The 17054-nt window shown below is 65.4% G+C and carries 15 protein-coding genes; 10 read left to right on the top strand and 5 right to left on the bottom strand.

The window, feature by feature from the left end; genetic code table 11:
* The first annotated feature begins 34 nt into the window (after positions 1-34).
* The 9 genes from ACLBX9_RS04915 to ACLBX9_RS04875 all read left to right on the top strand — a co-directional run bounded on the left by ACLBX9_RS04915 (position 35) and on the right by ACLBX9_RS04875 (position 8568).
* On the top strand, positions 35-1117 hold the full coding sequence (locus ACLBX9_RS04915; protein ID WP_447718117.1) for a catalase family protein: 1083 nt from the start codon (positions 35-37) through the stop codon (positions 1115-1117).
* A 38-nt stretch (positions 1118-1155) separates the two neighbouring features.
* Positions 1156-1725 (top strand): type 1 glutamine amidotransferase domain-containing protein, encoded by a 570-nt coding sequence (locus ACLBX9_RS04910; protein WP_447718114.1) that lies wholly within the window; start codon positions 1156-1158, stop codon positions 1723-1725.
* A gap of 84 nt (positions 1726-1809) precedes the next feature.
* A complete protein-coding gene (locus tag ACLBX9_RS04905) occupies positions 1810-2616 on the top strand; it encodes an SDR family NAD(P)-dependent oxidoreductase (RefSeq protein ID WP_447718113.1) in 807 nt (268 codons plus the stop codon).
* Between the two features lie 301 nt (positions 2617-2917).
* Positions 2918-4101 (top strand): IS3 family transposase gene (locus ACLBX9_RS04900; protein ID WP_447718112.1). Its coding sequence is split into 2 segments (ribosomal slippage): positions 2918-3182 and positions 3182-4101, totalling 1185 coding nucleotides; the frame shifts between segments, so codons are not numbered across the junction.
* Positions 4102-4329: 228 nt separating this feature from the next.
* Positions 4330-4566, top strand: coding sequence for a hypothetical protein (locus tag ACLBX9_RS04895; RefSeq protein ID WP_447718111.1), 237 nt, complete (start codon positions 4330-4332; stop codon positions 4564-4566).
* Entirely contained in the window at positions 4547-5410 is an 864-nt protein-coding gene (locus tag ACLBX9_RS04890) for a hypothetical protein (RefSeq protein ID WP_447718110.1), read from the top strand. The genes ACLBX9_RS04895 and ACLBX9_RS04890 overlap by 20 nt, the downstream gene beginning before the upstream one ends.
* An 82-nt stretch (positions 5411-5492) precedes the next feature.
* Positions 5493-5765, top strand: a complete 273-nt coding sequence (locus ACLBX9_RS04885; protein WP_447718109.1) for a helix-turn-helix transcriptional regulator — start codon at positions 5493-5495, stop codon at positions 5763-5765.
* Between the two features lie 296 nt (positions 5766-6061).
* Positions 6062-6715, top strand: a complete 654-nt coding sequence (locus tag ACLBX9_RS04880; RefSeq protein ID WP_447718108.1) for a hypothetical protein — start codon at positions 6062-6064, stop codon at positions 6713-6715.
* Between the two features lie 647 nt (positions 6716-7362).
* Positions 7363-8568: an IS256 family transposase gene (locus ACLBX9_RS04875; protein ID WP_447718107.1), complete on the top strand. Its 1206-nt coding sequence runs from the start codon at positions 7363-7365 to the stop codon at positions 8566-8568.
* Between the two features lie 289 nt (positions 8569-8857).
* Here ACLBX9_RS04875 and ACLBX9_RS04870 read toward each other — a convergent pair whose 3' ends face one another.
* The gene (locus tag ACLBX9_RS04870; RefSeq protein WP_447718106.1) at positions 8858-9097 is read right to left on the bottom strand and encodes an SDR family NAD(P)-dependent oxidoreductase; all 240 of its coding nucleotides are present in this window, start codon (positions 9095-9097) and stop codon (positions 8858-8860) included.
* A 268-nt stretch (positions 9098-9365) separates the two neighbouring features.
* On the opposite strand from ACLBX9_RS04870, the gene ACLBX9_RS04865 reads away from it, so the two are divergent.
* A complete protein-coding gene (locus ACLBX9_RS04865; protein WP_447718105.1) occupies positions 9366-9698 on the top strand; it encodes a hypothetical protein in 333 nt (110 codons plus the stop codon).
* A gap of 165 nt (positions 9699-9863) precedes the next feature.
* On the opposite strand, the gene ACLBX9_RS04860 is transcribed toward ACLBX9_RS04865, so the two are convergent.
* The 4 genes from ACLBX9_RS04860 to ACLBX9_RS04845 form a co-directional block, all read right to left on the bottom strand.
* Complete coding sequence (locus ACLBX9_RS04860) at positions 9864-11630, bottom strand: gamma-glutamyltransferase family protein (RefSeq protein WP_447718104.1); 1767 nt, start codon at positions 11628-11630, stop codon at positions 9864-9866.
* Between the two features lie 35 nt (positions 11631-11665).
* Complete coding sequence (locus ACLBX9_RS04855) at positions 11666-13249, bottom strand: ABC transporter substrate-binding protein (RefSeq protein WP_447718103.1); 1584 nt, start codon at positions 13247-13249, stop codon at positions 11666-11668.
* A 75-nt stretch (positions 13250-13324) separates the two neighbouring features.
* Complete coding sequence (locus ACLBX9_RS04850; RefSeq protein ID WP_447718102.1) at positions 13325-15016, bottom strand: hydantoinase B/oxoprolinase family protein; 1692 nt, start codon at positions 15014-15016, stop codon at positions 13325-13327.
* Positions 15013-17046 (bottom strand): hydantoinase/oxoprolinase family protein, encoded by a 2034-nt coding sequence (locus ACLBX9_RS04845; protein WP_447718101.1) that lies wholly within the window; start codon positions 17044-17046, stop codon positions 15013-15015. Before ACLBX9_RS04845 ends, ACLBX9_RS04850 begins: the two co-directional genes overlap by 4 nt.
* Positions 17047-17054: the final 8 nt, after the last annotated feature.

Here is a 17054-nt window from a genome sequence, read left to right as displayed (position 1 = left end):
CCCCGCAGGCGGACGACACGTCGAGGATACGCCGATGACATTCCTTCGCTACGCACCCGACATCGAGACGCCCGCCCCGGACGAGCAGAAGTCCATCGACGGCATCATCCAGGGGATGACCCAGCAGTCGCAGGTGGTGGAGAAGCGTGAGCACCGCGCGGTACGCGCGAGCCATGCCAAGAGCTCGGCCTGCGTCGTCGGGGAGCTGGTCATTCCGGAGAACCTGCCCCCAGAACTCGCGCAAGGCCTGTTTGCCAGGCCGGGTACGCACAAGGTGGCGGTGCGCTTCGCGCAGGGGCCCGGGGAGATCCTGGGCGACCGGGTGTCGACCCACCGCGGCATGTCGATCAAGGTCTTCGGAGTGCCGGGTGAGAAGCTCCCCGGGCACGACGTCGACACTCAGGACTTCGTACTCGCCACCGGCACGACCTTCCCGTCGGGCACCGCGGCGGGCTTCCTGCGCGACGGCACAGTCATCGGGAAATCGACGGGCCTTCCGGAGGGCGTGAAGAGTGCCGTCGCGGCCACGGCGCGCAACCTCAACCGAGTGCTGCACGCCTTCGGCACCGAGAGCGCCATGGCCGATTTCCTTGGCCATCCCTACAGCCACCCGCTCGCCGATAGCTACTTCAGTCAGGCCCCGATGCGGTTCGGCGACTACGTCGCCAAGCTCGGGGCGGTCCCGGCTTCGTCTGCCCAACGGGACCTCGCCGAATGGCGCCTTGATCCGCACGGTGACGAGGACGGTTTCCGCCACGCGGCGGCGGCCTTCTTCCGCGACAACGCGGTGGTCTACGATCTAAAGGCGCAGCTCTGGGCCGATGCCGAGCGCCAGCCCATCGAGGATGCCTCGGTCGACTGGCCGGTCTCGATCAGCCCGTACCGTACGGTGGCGATGATCCGCCTGCCCCGGCAGGACGCCTATTCCCCCGAGCGTGTTCGCTACTTCGACGAGGTGATGACCTTCCGCCCCGCGCACAGCCTGGCGGCGCACCAGCCGCTGGGTTCGGTGATGCGAGCGCGTCTTCAGGTCTACCGGGCGCTGAGCGACTTCCGCCATCGGGAGAACGGCGTGACCGCCGAGAACACCGCCTCGCCGGAGAGCATCCCGGCCTGAGGCCGGCCCCTTGCCGTTCACGCACACAGGAGCCAACCATGACCCTTCAAGGAAAGACCATCGCCATCCTGATCGCCCCCCGGGGAACGGAGGAGCCGGAGTTCACAAAGCCCCGCGACGCGCTGCTCGCGGCCGGCGCGACGGTAACGGTGGTCGGGCTTGAGACGGGCGAGGCCGAGACAGTCAACAACGACCTCGACCCGGCTGGGAAGTATCCGGTTGACAAGGTCATCAACGGCGTATCCGCCTCAGACTTCGACGGTCTCGTCATCCCCGGCGGCAGCGTGGGGGCCGACAAGCTCCGGGGCAGCGAGGCCGTTGTCGGCTTCGTCCGGGACTTCTTCCAGCAAGCCAAGCCAGTTGGCGTCATCTGCCACGGGCCCTGGACGTTGGTGGAGGCCGACGTCGTGAAGGGGCGCAAGCTGACGTCGTTCCCGACCGTGAAGACCGACATCCGCAACGCGGGCGGGGAATGGGTCGACGCGGAGGTGGTGGTCGACAAGGGCCTCGTCACCAGCCGCAACCCGAAGGACCTGCCGGCGTTCTGCGCCAAGATCGTCGAGGAGTTTGCGGAAGGGCGTCATCCGGACCAGGCCCGCAGCGCCTGAAGCCGTCTCAAGTCGGCTTCGGCATAGGCGAGCCCCGGCGCTCAAAGCCGGTCGACCGAACACCGCTTTCCCAAGGAGACAGCCATGGATCTCGGCATCAAGGGACGGGTCGCCGTCGTGACGGGCGGCAAGTCGGGTATGGGTCGCTCGACCGCCGAGCATCTGCTGCGCGAGGGCGTCCACGTCGTCCTGACCGATAAGGAAGGCCCCGAGCTGCAGGCCACCGCCGCGGAGTTGTCGGCGCTGGGTCAAGTCCGCGCCGTCGAAGCCGACCTCAGCGGGGCCAAGGGGATCGAAGTGCTCGCCGCCTTCGCCAACATGGCCTTCGACGACAAGCCCACCATCCTCGTCTGCGCCGCCGGCATCACGGGTGCGTCGGGCGACTTCCTCGACCTCACGGATGAGGACTGGATCGAGGCGTTGCAGACCGACCTCATGGCCGGCGTGCGCGCGACCCGGGCCTTCATCCCACATATGCGCAAGGCGGGCTGGGGCCGCGTCGTGTTGTTCTCCTCGGAGGACGCCGTGCAGCCCTACATCGAGGAACTTCCCTATGCGGCCGCGAAGGCCGGCGTCCTGAACCTCGCGAAGGGACTGTCGAAGGCCTACGGCCCGGACGGCGTGCTCGTGAACGCGGTCGGCCCGGCCTTCATCGCCACGCCGATGACCGACGCGCAGATGGAGAAGAAATCGAAGGAGAAGGGCATCTCCTTCGACGAGGCGATCAAGCTAACGCTTGACGAGGAGCGTCCCGGCATCGTCGCCAAGCGCCGCGGCCGGGCCGAGGAAGTCGCAGCCGCGGTTACGTTCCTGTGCTCGGAACACGCCAGCTTCATCACCGGTGAGTTCCTCAGGGTCGACGGCGGCTCCGTTTTAACTATGGGGGCCTAAGGCTTCGTTGCGGACCAGCAGCCTTCCAGTGCTGATGCACGCACCGGACGGCTGCTTTATGGAGCTCTGCTTTCTCGCAGTAATGACTGGGTTGGGTCGATAGGAGGCCGTCTGCTTTTGCGGCGCCTCTTCTCGGAAGCGGACCGGCGGCTTTCGGCCAGACCCGGTCGTTTTGGGCCAATTAAATCGCCGGTAAGCAGACTTTCCGGACGCCGGGATGGGTCGGGAGCGGCCCTGATCCGCCCCCAATGAAGTGGTCCGCCCTGAGGTATAGCTTTCGGGCCAGGACGGGGACGGACAGATGGGAACGAAGCGGCACAAGCCGGAGGATGTCGTCGCCAAGCTGCGGCAGGTGGATGTGCTGGTCTCGCAGGGCCAGAGCGTCGGGGACGCGATCCGCACGATCGGCGTGACGGAGGTCACCTACTACCGCTGGCGCAAGGAGTACGGCGGCCTGAAGAGCGACCAGGTCCGGCGCATGAAGGACCTGGAGACCGAGAACCAGCGGCTTCGGAAGGCGATCGCGGATCTCACGCTCGACAAGCTGATCCTGCAGGAGGCTGCCCGGGGAAACTGACCAGCCCCGCGCGCCGACGCGCCTGCATTGAGCATGTCATGGACGTCCTGGACGTCTCCGAGCGCCGCGCGTGCCGTGCGCTTGGCCAGCATCGCTCGACGCAGCGCAAGGTGCCGCGGGGCAGAGATGACGAGGCGGCGCTGACGGCCGATCTCGTGGAACTGGCGCGCCGGTACGGGCGCTACGGCTACCGGAAGATCGGCGCGCTGCTGAAGGCGGCCGGCTGGTTGGTCAACGACAAGCGGGTCGAGCGGATCTGGCGGCGCGAAGGGCTCAAGGTGCCCAGCCGGCAGCAGAAGAAGGGCCGGCTGTGGGACGGGGAGAGTTCCTGCATCCGGCTCAAACCGGAGCGGCGCGACCACGTCTGGGCCTACGACTTCGTTGAGGCGCGCACCCATGACGGGCGCAAGTTCCGGATGCTCAACGTCGTCGACGAGTTCACCCGCGAATGTCTGGCGATCCGCGTTGCGCGCAAGCTGAAGGGAGCTGACGTGATCGACGTGCTCTCGGACCTGTTTATCCTGCGCGGCGTGCCCGAGCACGTTCGCTCCGACAACGGGCCCGAGTTCATTGCCAAGTCGGTGCAGTCCTGGATTGCGGCGATTGGCGCGAAGGCCGCCTACATCGCGCCGGGCTCACCGTGGGAGAACGGCTTTGTCGAAAGCTTCAACGCGCGATTGCGGGATGAACTCCTGAACGGCGAGATTTTCTACACCCTGAAGGAGGCGCAAATCATCATCGAAAGCTGGCGTCGGCACTACAACACGATCCGCCCGCACGGTGCGCTTGGCTACAAGCCACCAGCGCCGGAAGTGTTCGTGCCAGCCATGACCGCTTGGCCGACTGCGCTCGCCCGACCGGCTCCGTCGGCCAAGCTACCCGTAGAGCAGAGGCCGACCCTGCACTAACTTTGAACTCGGACCACCGCATAGGGGCAGGTCAACGCCGCGCGCCAACCTGCTGATGAGGACTGAGGCGCTGATCTCTCTGCTCACCGTAGCGCACGTTGCCGTCCGTGTGGTCGACATCCTCGCGCAATCCGGTCCGGGCTTCGAGGCAGCTTGACGACCCAGCCGCCGGAAACGTCAGGTGCGTCACGGAGTTGGCCATTGCGCAGGGCGGAGATGCTTCTGCGCATGAATATCTGGCAGCTCGTCGCACATGATCACGCCTTTCGCGCGCATCTCACCTCGGAGATCTGGTACGCGACCGATGCCTTGCCGAACCGGGTCGCGGCAACCTACCGGCGCGGCGACCCGCTCGCTAAGCGGCGCGAGATGATGGAGCAATGGGCCGCGTTTTGTGAAGTGCAGTCAAAGGCACCAAGCGATAGCATCGGCGGACTGTCGGCTGATGGAGCAGGTAGCCGATAGTAAAGGGCATCTGATGCGCGTTGAAGAGGCCGTCGAGGTTCTGACGAGCGACCGACCGAGCCGCTACCTGTTCGAGCGCGAGTTCGCGGTAGCCGCCTTCTCCGGATGGCTGAACTCCCCCGATGATCCGCAAGGTGTGACGACCACCGTTTTCGCCGCCTTATGCGGCGCGGTCCTCCAGGCGCGTGAACACGGCATCAATCCGCCGGTCGAGTGGCTAACTGAGGTGTACGACGGGCGAGCATACATGCAATTGCTAGAGAACGTCATTGCCATTCCAATGTTTTGGTTGATTGAAGAGCATTCATCCTACAATAATTGCAATTACACCGCGGATGTGGTTCGTTTTCTGCTCACATTTAGACCTAAGAGTGAGGACAAGCGAAAACGCGCTAGTTTGGGCAAGGCTTGGGAGTTCATTAACAAGCACGGCGGATTTGTCAGGGGCAACTTTGGGCGCGGTAAGAGGGACTGGTGCAGCATCTCCAGTCATCAGGTGCTTTGGCGGCGCTACAAGCGATCCGCCCCCCTCCAATGCGCGCGGTTCCACGGTGCGAAATTCGATTGGTATCTCGATCCGCGCCAACCGGACTTCTTCCAACGGCTGAGTGCGACGGCGGCCCGCAAACAGGAACTCAAGATGTTCTTCAGTGCCGCACTCCATTTCCAGCTTGAGCTGAAGGCGATAATCGATAGGCGTTCGATGGCCGCAAACGACTTTTTCCCCTTTCCGGACATGCTAACGCCGCTCGACGTTCGCCTCCCCGCGATGACGGCAACCGCTTACGGCAAAATGGCTGCTTACCGTCGCAGCACCAATCTGAGCGAGCCCGTTTGGGACTGATACTGTAGCAGTGACAATAGCTTGCAATGTCCTACGCGGTTATGGCGTGTGACATGTCGTACCTGTGTTAAATCGACCGTTGATGCCGAAGCGTCTAATTAAGTCTTGTCGAAACAAAGACAGGACTTCAGTGATGATAAATCAAGCACAAAATGTGGCGCCGATAGGTTGCCCCGATTTGCCGGCATCGGGATTTGTTAGATTATCCCAGATCACTGGGCTGAGCGGCCCAATACCGGTTAGCCGCTCAACTCTGTATGCTTGGATCCAGGCTGGCCTGTTCCCATCACCTGTTCACTTGGGACCAGGCCGTATCGCCGGCTTCCGTGTAGAGGACGGGGGGGGCCTTTATTGAGCGTCCTAGTGTGGTGCCAATACCCACCGACGGACCGCCCAACAAATCAGTTTAGTGCCTCTGTCCAACGACGGTTGACGCTTCATCAACATGTCGCTGGCCCTCGCACTCGAATACAGATTTTCTGTTTTAGAAAGGGCCACCCAGTGTCAATGGGCCATAAAACGAGTTGTAGGCTACATGCTTGGATCAGAGTTTACGATAAAGATCGAATCCAAGGGCTTGAGCAGTGCAGGGGCGATCTGGAGGCTGATAGGATTTCGCGTCGAGAGTCAAAGTGTGAAGCAATCGCTTTATTGGCTGAGTTCATCCGTGACGTCAACAACACCGCCGGCCTCCGCGGTAAGCTGCTAGCACACGAGTTTTTTCACGACGATGCTCGAGGACCTCGGAAAACAAGTACCGCAGCGGCCAGGCTTATCTTTGATGTTGCAGCTACGAGTGGCGCTGATTATGAGTTAGTCCGGTCGTATGGCGATGTCGCTGATTACTTCGCAGGCGGTGATATGCAGCCACAAGAAGTCGCTGACAAATTGAAGCAACTGGGAATAGCTGAGTTCTGGCGTCGGATAAAGGCGGCTGAGAAAGAGGAACACGACGATAAGGCTCGTGAGAAGCTAACCGCTGAGGATGACATCCGGCAAGACCCCATCTTTGGAGATGAACTCACTGAAACAGCGGAACGGAATCCCCGCCCTGCTCCGAAGTCGGCTGCGCCCGACCGTGCGGCAGTGATGAGGAGGGCGATAGAAACACCGGCCCAACCTAAGCGAAAGAGGCCAAAGTACGATCCTAACACAATGCTGATGGTTGAGGATCCCAATAATCTGCTTGAGCGAATCTTAAAGACAGAAAACTATGGTGTAATCGCCTTGCGACTGCGGCGTCAAGATAAAAAGGAATACGATTGGAAGTGCTTCTTGATCGAAGAAATTCTCGACCGGCTGTAGCGAACACGTTGCGACGCCGGTGGCAATGGCCGGCGTCGCAATTCGGTTAGAGAACCATTCGGACGGGGAAGGTGCTGCTCGAGCTTATCTCTGACCTGCTGCGGGGGAAGACGAACACGCCGTCCTCGCCGATCAGGCCCCGCAGCATCGACTTCAGGGCGTAATCTACAACGTCGTCGAACTGTGCGTGATCAGCTTGGCATGCGAGCGCAGCAGGGGCAAATCCGGTCGGACGTATAGGTCCTGACGTCCCCTAAAATGCTTATCAACAGGCTCCGCTAGACGCGAATGCTGGGGCGGGGGCTGAAAGCTGAGGGTATGTAGGTGGCGCCCAGCGTTGATCGTGACGTCATCCAAGCTCTGCTTCGCATGCTTAAAGACGGGGAGGTCGGGGCTGCAGATCCACACGGGGAGGCGGCCGAAGCTCGACGGCGCCATCGGATTTCGACGCACGCGGGTGACGAATCGGCCGTAGACCCGCTCCGCCTCACGTTCCATCTGGCGCGCGACCGCCGTAGGCGAGCCCCGGGTAGCGTCCTTGGACGAGGTGTAATTTCCGGGCCCGTTTGGGTGGGGATTGGGGTGGCCATCGGGGTCGGCGGCTAAGGTGGAGTTTGCGGACTGCAACCCGAGCCGAGAGAACCCCGATGACCGACGACAGAGTGGCACTGATCGAGGCGCTGCAGAAGGCCGATGACGGCAACTTCCTGCGCTCGATCGCCGAGACGGTCCTGCAGATCCTGATGGAGGCTGACGTGGACGGGCTGATCGGGGCCGGACGCTACGAGCGGTCGGGCGAGCGCAGCACCTACCGCAACGGCCATCGCGAGCGCAGCCTCGACACCCGGCTGGGCTCGCTCAACCTGAAGATCCCTAAGCTGCGGGCCGGCAGCTACTTCCCCGGCTTCCTGGAGCCGCGCAAGACGGTCGAGAAGGCGCTGGTGGCGGTGATCCAGGAGGCGTGGATCGCCGGCGTCTCGACCCGGCGCGTGGACGATCTCGTGCAGGCGATGGGCTTGTCGGGCATTTCGAAGTCGTCGGTGTCGAAGCTGTGCAAGGACATCGACGAGCGCGTGAACGCCTTCCTGATGCGCCCGCTGTCTGGCGCGTGGCCGTATCTGTGGCTCGATGCCACCTACCTGAAGGTGCGCGAGGGCGGCCGGATCGTCTCGGTGGCCGCCATAGTGGCGGTGGCGGTGGACACGGAGGGCCGGCGCGAGATCGTCGGCCTGCATATCGGCCCGTCCGAGGCGGAAGTGTTCTGGACCGATTTCCTGCGCAGCCTGGTCAAGCGCGGGCTCTCGGGCGTGCAGCTCGTGGTCTCCGACGCCCACGAAGGCCTGAAGGCCGCCATCCGCCGCGTGCTGAAGGCGACATGGCAAAGGTGCCGCGTTCATTGGACCCGGAACGCGCTGGCCTACGTGCCGCGGGCGCAGCAGACCATGGTGGCGGCCGGCCTGCGCCACGCCTTCCAGCAGCCGGATCAGGTCGCAGCCCGCGCTGCGCTCCAGCATCTGGCCGAGCAACTCCACAATCGCTGGCCGAAGCTGAAGGGCTTCATCGAAGGCACGAGTGAGGATGTGCTCGCTTACCTCACCTTCCCGAATCAGCATCGAACGAAATTACATTCGACGAACCCGCTTGAACGCCTCAACAAGGAGATCAAGCGGCGCGCCGATGTCGTTGGTATCTTCCCGAATACGGACTCGATCCAGCGGCTGATCGGTGCGGTGCTGTTGGAGGCTAACGACGAGTGGCAGCTCCAGCATCGCTATATGCAGGTCAAGGGCATGGCCGGCCTCGCCCCGACGCCGAGCGACGAGACCATCACCCTTCCATCGCAGGCCGCCTGACCGATGGCCGCTCCAATTCCATCCCGAAAGTCCACCTCATTGACGGACGCGACCGAGCCCCGCAACTGGCGGAACATCAGGGTCAACAGGTACGGCGTCCAGCCATCTTCCTGTAACCGCATGGCCCAATCTCCGTAGGCGTCGGCGATCTGGCGGGCGCTGGCGGTGCTGCTCATGGGGTTTATGGTCTCCAGGGGTGCTCAGGGGCTTTGGCTTCTCTGAGCGTGTTGGTTCAGGTCGTCAGGCGGCGTGCGGCGGGCCGCACCGGCACTGTTGGCGAGGACGTCGACTAGGCCAAGTTCGCCCTCCAGGGCATCGAGGGCGGCCCGCGCCGCGACCGGATCGCTGAGGTCAGCGGCGTATCCGGCGACGTCACCGAGCAACTCGCGGGCCCGGTCGAGGTTGGCTTGTGTCGGGAGACGATCCCGACCTTCGCCCCCTCATCAAGGAAGGCGCGGGCGCAGGCCAGCCCGATCCCCTTTGAGCCGCTGGTAATGAGAACGACCTTGCCGTCGAGGCCCAGGTCCATCGCCCCCTCCCCTGCCGCCGCGTCTCCCCCTCACCTCGCGCCGGTGCCCGCCTCGGCAAGTGCGTCGTGCCTGCCGGCGCCTTGGGTCTGGGATCGGTCTGCCGGACGGCGCGAGGCGGGACATGAGCAGTTCGGGGCTGCTGAGCTCCTGCTCCTTTGGATCCATCACTAGAGCCAACGCGGTCTAACTCGCACCCCACCCCTCCTCGCTCCGTCACGTAAAGGTACCGGCACGGCGGCGGGCGTCGTGCGCTACGGAGCCAAGCCGATGAACGACAAGACCCTCGTTGATTTCGATGACATACCCGACTGGGCTTGGGAGATCGCCGAGCAATACGACCTCATCCCACGTAGCGACTCGCCATATACGGGTGCGATAGCGCTGGTGATGGATGCGGCCTATGACCTGAGGAAACTGAGCGGTCGAGTCCGCCGCGAGGCTCGTCTTACGAACGAGATGGTACAGGAAGTCGCCACCTGTGCCGCCATGCTCACCGATGCTGCTAAGCTCGCGTCGCTTATGCCCGAGCAATTGAGCACCAAGGAAGACGCCAAGGCTGACGATGGCACGCAGACTTCGGTCCGTGCCACGCGCAAATAGATCCGCATCGTGGCGGCCGCCCGCAGCTAAGTTGCGGGCGGCCGCCACACGGCCTCCCTCATAGGGAGCTGTTTCGGGGTTTTGTGGCAGTGTCTGGCCGAAAGCAGAATGACCGCTTCAGAGCCGCTGCGTGGGTAAACGGACAAACCTGCTTGAGCCGCTTCACTACCAGCCGACCGCGTAGGCAGCGGCGCGACGAGGATCGGCGCCGGCGCCGAACACGCCCGTCTCACCGTCAGCGTCGATGAGGCACACCCCGCCCGCGCGCCAGAGGTAGTCCGGCCACCACTGGATCGCGTGGCCCAGCCCTTCCAGCGCAGTGCCGGTCTCTTGCGGAAAGCGACCTTCCAGGCAGAGCCGACCGGGGTGAGCGATATTCGGCGCGAACGAGTCGGGGTGGCTGTAGGTGATGAAGCGCGGGCTCTCGATCGCCGTCTGGGGATCCATGCCAAACACTGTCATGTTGAGCAGGACTTGAAGCATACCTTGCACCTGACTGTCCCCGCCTGGGCTGCCGAACGGGATCACACGCCGGCCACGCTCGATCGCCAGCGCGGGGTTCGGAGTGAGCCGCGGCCGCTTGCCTGGCGCGATGCAAGCGGGATGGCGCGGGTCGGCCCGCGACTGCGAGCCGCGCGAGGACGGCGCCAATCCCGTCCCTGGAATGATCACCGTGTCGGTTGAGGGGTCGCTCGGGGTGATCGAGACTGCGTTGCCCCACCGGTCAAGCACGCAGGCGTAGGATGTATCGCGCGAAGGCCCGAGTGGTCCGTCGGAGGCCCAAACAGGGTGGAGGACCACGTCCGCCTGCCGCCCTGGGATGTGACCCGGTGCCGGAAGCCCCGGCCACGCCACGTCGCTCCGGATGTGTGCACGGCGCTCGGCAGCGTAGGCCTTGGACAGCAATAGGTCCGCGGCTACCTCAATGTGGAGCGGATCTCCGTAGTAAGCCTCGCGATCCGCAAGAGAGAGTTTGAGCGCTTCGGCGATGTGGTGGACGTAGCCGACGCTGTTATGGCCCAGGCCGACGAGATCGAGACCCTCGACGATGTTGAGCGCCTGCAGCAGCGTGGGGCCCTGGCACCAGAAGCCGCAGGAGTGAACCTCAAGACCGGCAAAACTCGTCGACACGGTAGGTTCGACGCGGACCTGAAACCTGGTCATATCGGATTCTGTCAGAAGGCCACCGTTCTCCGCGTGGAAGCGGATGATCATCCGCATGAGGTCGCCGCAGTAGAAGGCGTCCCGCGCCGCCCTCAGGCCCGCCGTCCTCCCGTGCTTCTTCGCGGCGGTTTCCTGATCAACCATGTACTGCAGGCTTCGGCCGAGATCGGCTTGCACGAACAGTTCGCCCGGTCGCGGCGTGCGTCCGCCCGGCATGAAGATCTCGGCGTTTGACGGCACGGTACGGGTCCGCGCCTCGTGCAGACCGAGCTGGCTTGCCAGGAACGGGTACATCACGAACCCGTCCCGCGCGAAGCGGATGGCATAGGCGGCGACCTCTTCGAAGCTCATCGTGCCGTAGCGCGCGAGCGCGGTGATGAATGCGTCCGGCGCCGCCGGCACGACGGTGCGCAGCAGTCCGAGCGGAATCGCCCCACCGTGCTCGCGCTGGAAGAATTCGCAGGTGGCGGCCGCCGGCCAGTGCCCGAGTCCATCTATGGCGACGAGTTCGCCTCGCTCAGCCATCCAAATGATCATCGGGGCGACACCGGCGACGCCGACCTGATCGCTGCACACCACGCCCAGCACGAGCGCAGCGGCAACGGCCGCGTCGATCGCATTGCCGCCGCCCTCCAGAACCTGGAATCCGGCCTCTGCCGCTAGGTAATGACCAGCCGACACGACATGCCGGGTCCCGGCGACGACGGCGCGAGTGGCCATCCCCGGCGGGGCGGCGATCTCCGGGGGAAACGCGGTCTCAGCGGGCATAAAGGCCTCGGCTTCGTGCTTCTTCGGGCAGGGGGTCACACGGTAACGTTGTAGAACAGAGGGAGGCCCTTCAGGACACCGCGGACATTGCGTCGATAGGCGGTGGGCTGCCGCCACCGCCCCCCGGGGATGTAGGGGACGTCCGCCCAGACCTGCCGTTGGATATCGCGGCAGAGGGATTGGCGGCTTGCTTGGTCCCTGGCGGTGAGCCAAGCGTCCCGCAACTCTTCCAACCGCGGACTCGTCGGCCAGCCGCTCCAGGCGCTGCCGCCATTGCCTCGGATAGCGAGGTGGCTCGCCGGGTCCCATAGGTCGAGCCCCGACAGGAAGGTCGTGGTGGCGTTCCATCCCCCTTGAGCCGGGCTGGCCTTGTTCGCCCGACGTGTCAGCCACGCCCCGAAATCCAGAGCGACGAGTTCGACCGCGAAGCCCCCCTGACGCAACGCGTCGGCCGTCACCTGGCTCAGGGTGTTGGTTGCCTGATTGTTGGTCGGGGTCAGGAATACGACCCGTTCGCCACGGTAGCCCGCTGCGTCCAACGCCTTCTTGGCGACGCTGAGATCGCGCTGCGCCGTGAGGACGTCGAGCCCGATCTCTGTCGCCATGGGGGATTCCGGGCAGAACACCCCCACCTTGTCATCCCACAAGGAGCGATCCGCACCGGCAAGCGCACTCATCAGGTCGGTGACGTCGATCATGCCCAGCGCCGCTCGGCGGATCGCTGGATTGTCGAAGGGCGGGTGGAGGTGGTTGAACCGGATGATTCCCATGAAGCCGGTCTGATCGATCACGTCGACTCGGACGTCCCTATGGTCGCGCAGCTGCGGCAGGAGATCGAATAGTGGGCGCTCCAGCCAGTCCACTTCGCCTTGTTGGAGCGCGGCGGCCGCGGTGCCGTCGTCCGAAATGGTCCGCCACTCGACGCGATCGAGGTGGGCGATCTTGGGCCCCGCGGTGAATTGCGTGACGCCGCCGGGTCGGGGAACGTATCGCTCGAAGCGCTCGTAGACGGTGCGGACCCCGTCGACCCGCTCCGAGGCGACGTACCGAAACGGCCCGCTGCCCACGACCTCGGCGAGCGGTTTGCCGGGCGGCATGTTCGCGAGGCGCGCCGGCATGATCACCGGCACGAACGCTGTTGCCTTTCCGAGCGCCTCGGGCAGAAGCGGGAACGGCGCCTTGAGCCGGAACGTCACCTCGCGGTCGCTTCGCGCTTCCAGCACGTCGGCGGACGCCATCAGAGCCTGTCCGAACGCGTCGACCCGCCCCCAGCGCCGCAGGCTCGCCACCACGTCCTGCGCCAGGACCGGCTCGCCGTCGTGGAACAACAAGCCCTCGCGCAGCCGCAGCGTCCAGCGGCGCCCGTCGTCTTCGACGGTGTGCCCTTCGACCATCTGCGGCTGCGGTCGGAAAGCGTCGTCTAAACCAAAGAGCGTGTCGTAGGCGAGGAAGGCGTGGGTGCGCGTGACGTAGGCAGCGGTGGCGTACGGATCGACGATCGTCAGGTCAGAGTTCGGGACGAAGCGCAGGATGCGTGAAGGCGCAGCGCGCGCCAACCGCGGGGCGGCGAGTGCCGCGACTGCACCGCCGCCAGCCCGTAGAAATCGCCGCCTGTCCATCCGCCTCACTCCCTGCCGCTCGTCGTGATCCCAGACTGCCCTGTGGTCGCTCAACCGGCCGTGGAGTCGACGCGCTCAAGCCTGAAGTGTCGGATCTGCCGGCCGCAGGCCATCCACTACGTCCGCCGCCCTGAGGCCGGGATCACGGTGTGCCGGGTTGCCGTAGCCGCCACCGCCCGGCGTACGCAGGCGGACGCCGTCGCCTGGTCCCAGACGGAGGCGGTCGATCTTTGTGAGGTGCTCGGCCTGGAACGCTCGGCCACCCACGTGGAACCAGTGCTCGGCGGCCGCCCCGCCCTCGCCGCCGGCCGCGCCCTGCGGCCCGAACCGGCCGCGGTCGCCCACCAGGGTCAAGTAGGCCTCGCCCGCACGGAGGTGAAAGTCGATCTCCACACCGAAGCCGCCCCTGAACGTGCCGTCGCCGGCCGAGCCCTCACGGATGGCGTAGCGTGTGAACAGGATGGGGACTGTACGCTCGAGAACCTCGACCGACGAGTTGCGCGAAGCCGAGATGACCGCCGAGCCATTCGTCAGCCCGTCTTGGTCGTAGTAGGCGCCGTAGCCGCCGCCGAAGAAAAAGATGGTGGCGTACTGGCCTTGGCCCGGCACGGTCCCCCCCAAGCCGATGTTCGTCCCCGTACCGAAGGCGCCGGCCGGGACGAGGTCCGGCACCGCCTGAGCCAGCGCCGCCATGGTCAGGCCGACGAGACGCTGCGAGGTCTCGGTCGTCGTGCCCGAGACGGGCGCTGGTGGGAGCGGGTTGAACATGCTGCCCACGGGCGCGACGACGGTGAAGGGTTCGAAGCAGCCCGCGTTGATCGGCACGTCGGGGAAGACGTGCTTCACACCGATCATCAGCGCGCTCATCGTGCTCGAGAAGGGCGCGTTGAACGGGCCGCGGCAGGCCGGGGCGGATCCGGAAAGATCAAAGGTGATCGCGTCGCCCGCCACCGTCATGACGAGGTCGATCAGCACCGGGTCGGGGTCGATGCCGTCCGAGTCCATCCAGTCTTGGACATGGTAGGCTCCGTCCGGGATGGCGACGATGTGCTCGCGCATCAGCTGCTCGGAGCGCAACTTCAGAGCGCCGACGGCCGCGAACACCAGCGCCTCGTCGTAGCGGTCGAACAGCTCGCCGAGCCTTCGGCAGCCGAGATCGAGCGCGTTGAGCTGAGCCGCCATGTCGCCGCGACGGTCCTCGGCGACCCGCATGTTGGCCAGCATCACGTCGAGGAGCGCCTCGTTCAGGCGGCCGCCGTCGTAAAGACGCACGGGCGGGAAGCGCAGCCCTTCCTGGTACACGTCCGTTGAGGCGGGGGTGAAGCCGCCGGGAGTCATGCCGCCGACGTCGGGCCAATGGCCGGTGTTAGCCACGATGGCGAGCAGTCGCCCTTCTCGAAAGAACGGTTGTACGAACTTCACGTCCATCGTGTGCGTGCCGCCCCGGTAGGGGTCGTTCACGATGAACACGTCGCCGGGCTTCATCGTCGCCGATGGATGGCTCTTCAGCACCTCCTGCACGGTGTGCTGCATGACAACGATGAAGATCGGCAGCCCAGTCGAGCCCTGCGCGATCACCTCACCGGTCTCGGGGTGAAAGATGCCGCTCGCCCGATCCCAGGCGTCTGCGATGACCGGCGAGACGGCCGAGGCCGCCAACACGGTGTCCATCTCCTCGGCGATCTGCTCGAAGGCGCCGCGCAGGACACTCAGCGTGATCGGATCGACGGTCGGCAACGCCGCTGGGTTCGCGTCGGCAATCATCATCGCTTGGCCTCGATCAAGATATGCCCCGTGGAGTGGACGCGCGCGGCGTATCCCGGCTCGACGAAGGTGGTGGAGTCGGGCTGCACAAGGAGCGCGGGTCCCGCGACCACCGCGCCCGCCGGCAACATCAGTCGGTCATGGAGGGTGGCCTCCAGCCAGCGCCCCGCGAAGAACACTCGCGTCGCGCGGGGCTCCGGGACGGGCCCGTCCGGCACTCTAACGAGGCTTGCTATCGAGGTAAGTCCAGCCCCGCCGAGGCAGGTCGTGCGGGCGTTCACCAGCACCGGCTCGACGCCGTCGAGAAGTCGGCCGTAGCTCTGACGGTAGGCGTCCGCGAAGGCGGCATTGATCTCCGGCCACGTGGGCGGCGCGGACGCGGAGAACGCGACGGGAAGCGTATTTGATTGGCCGCGGTAGCACATGTCGGCCCCGAACCGGACCTCGACATCGCTCTCCACGACGCCCTCCGCACGCAGCACGCTGCAGCCCTCGCGGGCCTGCTCGGCGTAGACCGCCTGCAATTCGTCCGTTTCGAGATCGGCTTCCGTCCGACTCACCGTGCGCGTGAAGTCGTGACGCAGGCGACCCAGCACGCAGCCCATGGCCGAGGTAATGCCAGGGAAAATCGGTATGACCGCCCGCGCGAGGCCGACCTCGCGCAACAGGCGATTGGCGTGCAGGGGGCCGCCTCCTCCGAAGGCGATCATCGAGAAGGTACGCGGGTCGAGACCCCGCTGCAGGAGCTTGCGCCTAACGTGCCCCGCCATCTTGGCACCAGCGACCGTGAGGATCGCTTCTGCGGCCTCCTCAGGACCGACGCCGAGCGGCTCGCCGATCCGCCCGGCGATCGCGGCGCGCGCGCCAGTTCGGTCGAGCCCGCTGTCCCCCGCGCCGATCGCACCGTCTGGTCGGAGCAGTCCCAAGACAACGCTCGCGTCTGTCACCGTCGGGATTTGGCCGCCCCGTCCGTAGGCGACCGGACCCGGGTGGGCACCTGCACTGTCGGGGCCGACCTGGAGGAACCCGCCGCGATCAACGCGCGCGAGGCTCCCGCCCCCTGTGCCAATCGCGTCGATGTCCAGCATCGGCAGACCCAGGGGCACGCCGAAGGCGATCGACGTCTGCTGGGTGAGCGCCGGCAGGCCGTCGCGGATAACGCAGATGTCGAGGCTCGTGCCGCCCATGTCGCAGGACACGACGTCGGTGAGGCCCACCTCGCGCGAGATCGCCGTCGCTGCGGTGACCCCGGCGGCCGGGCCGGAGAGGATGGTGTTGGCGGCGAACCTCGTCGCGAGCGGGGCTGCCATCACACCGCCGTTCGACTGGACGACGAGCAGGTCGCGCGCGAGGCCCGACGCGGATAGCTTTTCGCCGAGGCTCGCGAGGTAGCGGCCGATGAGCGGTTGGACGTAGCCGCTGACGACGGCCGTGCTGGTGCGCTCGAACTCGCGCAGCGCCGGCAGCACGTCGGAGGCGAGCACGATGAACGCGTTCGGCCAGATGCGGCCGGCGATGTCCCGGGCCTGCCGCTCGTGAGCCGGATTGGCGTAGGCGTGCAGGAAGGCAATCACCAGGACTTCGCAGCCCGAATCCGCTAGGCCTGACACCGCCGCTTCGAGGGAGGCGGCATCGAGGGGAGTGAGTACCTCGCCGTCAGGTCCGATCCGCTCAACGACCTCGCGGCGGTCGCGCCGCGGGATCAGCGGTGTGTAGTCGGCCCGCAGACCGTAGGTCTGCGGGCGGTCGCGACGGCGCAGCTCAAGGATGTCGCGAAAGCCCATCGTCGTGACGAGGCCGCAGCGGGCGCCCTTGCGTTCGATGGCCGCGTTCGTGGCCACCGTCGTGCCGTGGATGAGTAGATCGACCTCGGACAGGTCGGCGCCCAGGGCCGCGATCCCGGCCATCAGGCCGAGTGCTTGGTCCTCGGGCGTCGTCGGAACTTTCGCCGTCATCAGACGGCCGGCGACCGCGTCCACGTAGATCAGGTCGGTGTTGGTCCCACCGATGTCGACGCCGATGAGTTTGGTCATGAGGATCC

This window comes from Methylobacterium sp. A49B (genome assembly GCF_053346215.1).
Note: the sequence above shows the minus strand (reverse complement) of the source record. Positions and strands in the feature narration are given on the sequence as shown.

What these genes read in the sequence shown, in the direction of transcription:
- ACLBX9_RS04915 (WP_447718117.1), top strand. Translation starts at nt 35, where the DNA reads ATGACATTCCTTCGCTACGCACCCGACATCGAGACGCCCGCCCCGGAC.
- ACLBX9_RS04910 (WP_447718114.1), top strand. Translation starts at nt 1,156, where the DNA reads ATGACCCTTCAAGGAAAGACCATCGCCATCCTGATCGCCCCCCGGGGA.
- ACLBX9_RS04905 (WP_447718113.1), top strand. Translation starts at nt 1,810, where the DNA reads ATGGATCTCGGCATCAAGGGACGGGTCGCCGTCGTGACGGGCGGCAAG.
- ACLBX9_RS04895 (WP_447718111.1), top strand. Translation starts at nt 4,330, where the DNA reads ATGAATATCTGGCAGCTCGTCGCACATGATCACGCCTTTCGCGCGCAT.
- ACLBX9_RS04890 (WP_447718110.1), top strand. Translation starts at nt 4,547, where the DNA reads ATGGAGCAGGTAGCCGATAGTAAAGGGCATCTGATGCGCGTTGAAGAG.
- ACLBX9_RS04885 (WP_447718109.1), top strand. Translation starts at nt 5,493, where the DNA reads ATGCCGAAGCGTCTAATTAAGTCTTGTCGAAACAAAGACAGGACTTCA.
- ACLBX9_RS04875 (WP_447718107.1), top strand. Translation starts at nt 7,363, where the DNA reads ATGACCGACGACAGAGTGGCACTGATCGAGGCGCTGCAGAAGGCCGAT.
- ACLBX9_RS04870 (WP_447718106.1), bottom strand. Translation starts at nt 9,097, where the DNA reads ATGGACCTGGGCCTCGACGGCAAGGTCGTTCTCATTACCAGCGGCTCA.
- ACLBX9_RS04865 (WP_447718105.1), top strand. Translation starts at nt 9,366, where the DNA reads ATGAACGACAAGACCCTCGTTGATTTCGATGACATACCCGACTGGGCT.
- ACLBX9_RS04860 (WP_447718104.1), bottom strand. Translation starts at nt 11,630, where the DNA reads ATGCCCGCTGAGACCGCGTTTCCCCCGGAGATCGCCGCCCCGCCGGGG.
- ACLBX9_RS04855 (WP_447718103.1), bottom strand. Translation starts at nt 13,249, where the DNA reads ATGGACAGGCGGCGATTTCTACGGGCTGGCGGCGGTGCAGTCGCGGCA.
- ACLBX9_RS04850 (WP_447718102.1), bottom strand. Translation starts at nt 15,016, where the DNA reads ATGATGATTGCCGACGCGAACCCAGCGGCGTTGCCGACCGTCGATCCG.
- ACLBX9_RS04845 (WP_447718101.1), bottom strand. Translation starts at nt 17,046, where the DNA reads ATGACCAAACTCATCGGCGTCGACATCGGTGGGACCAACACCGACCTG.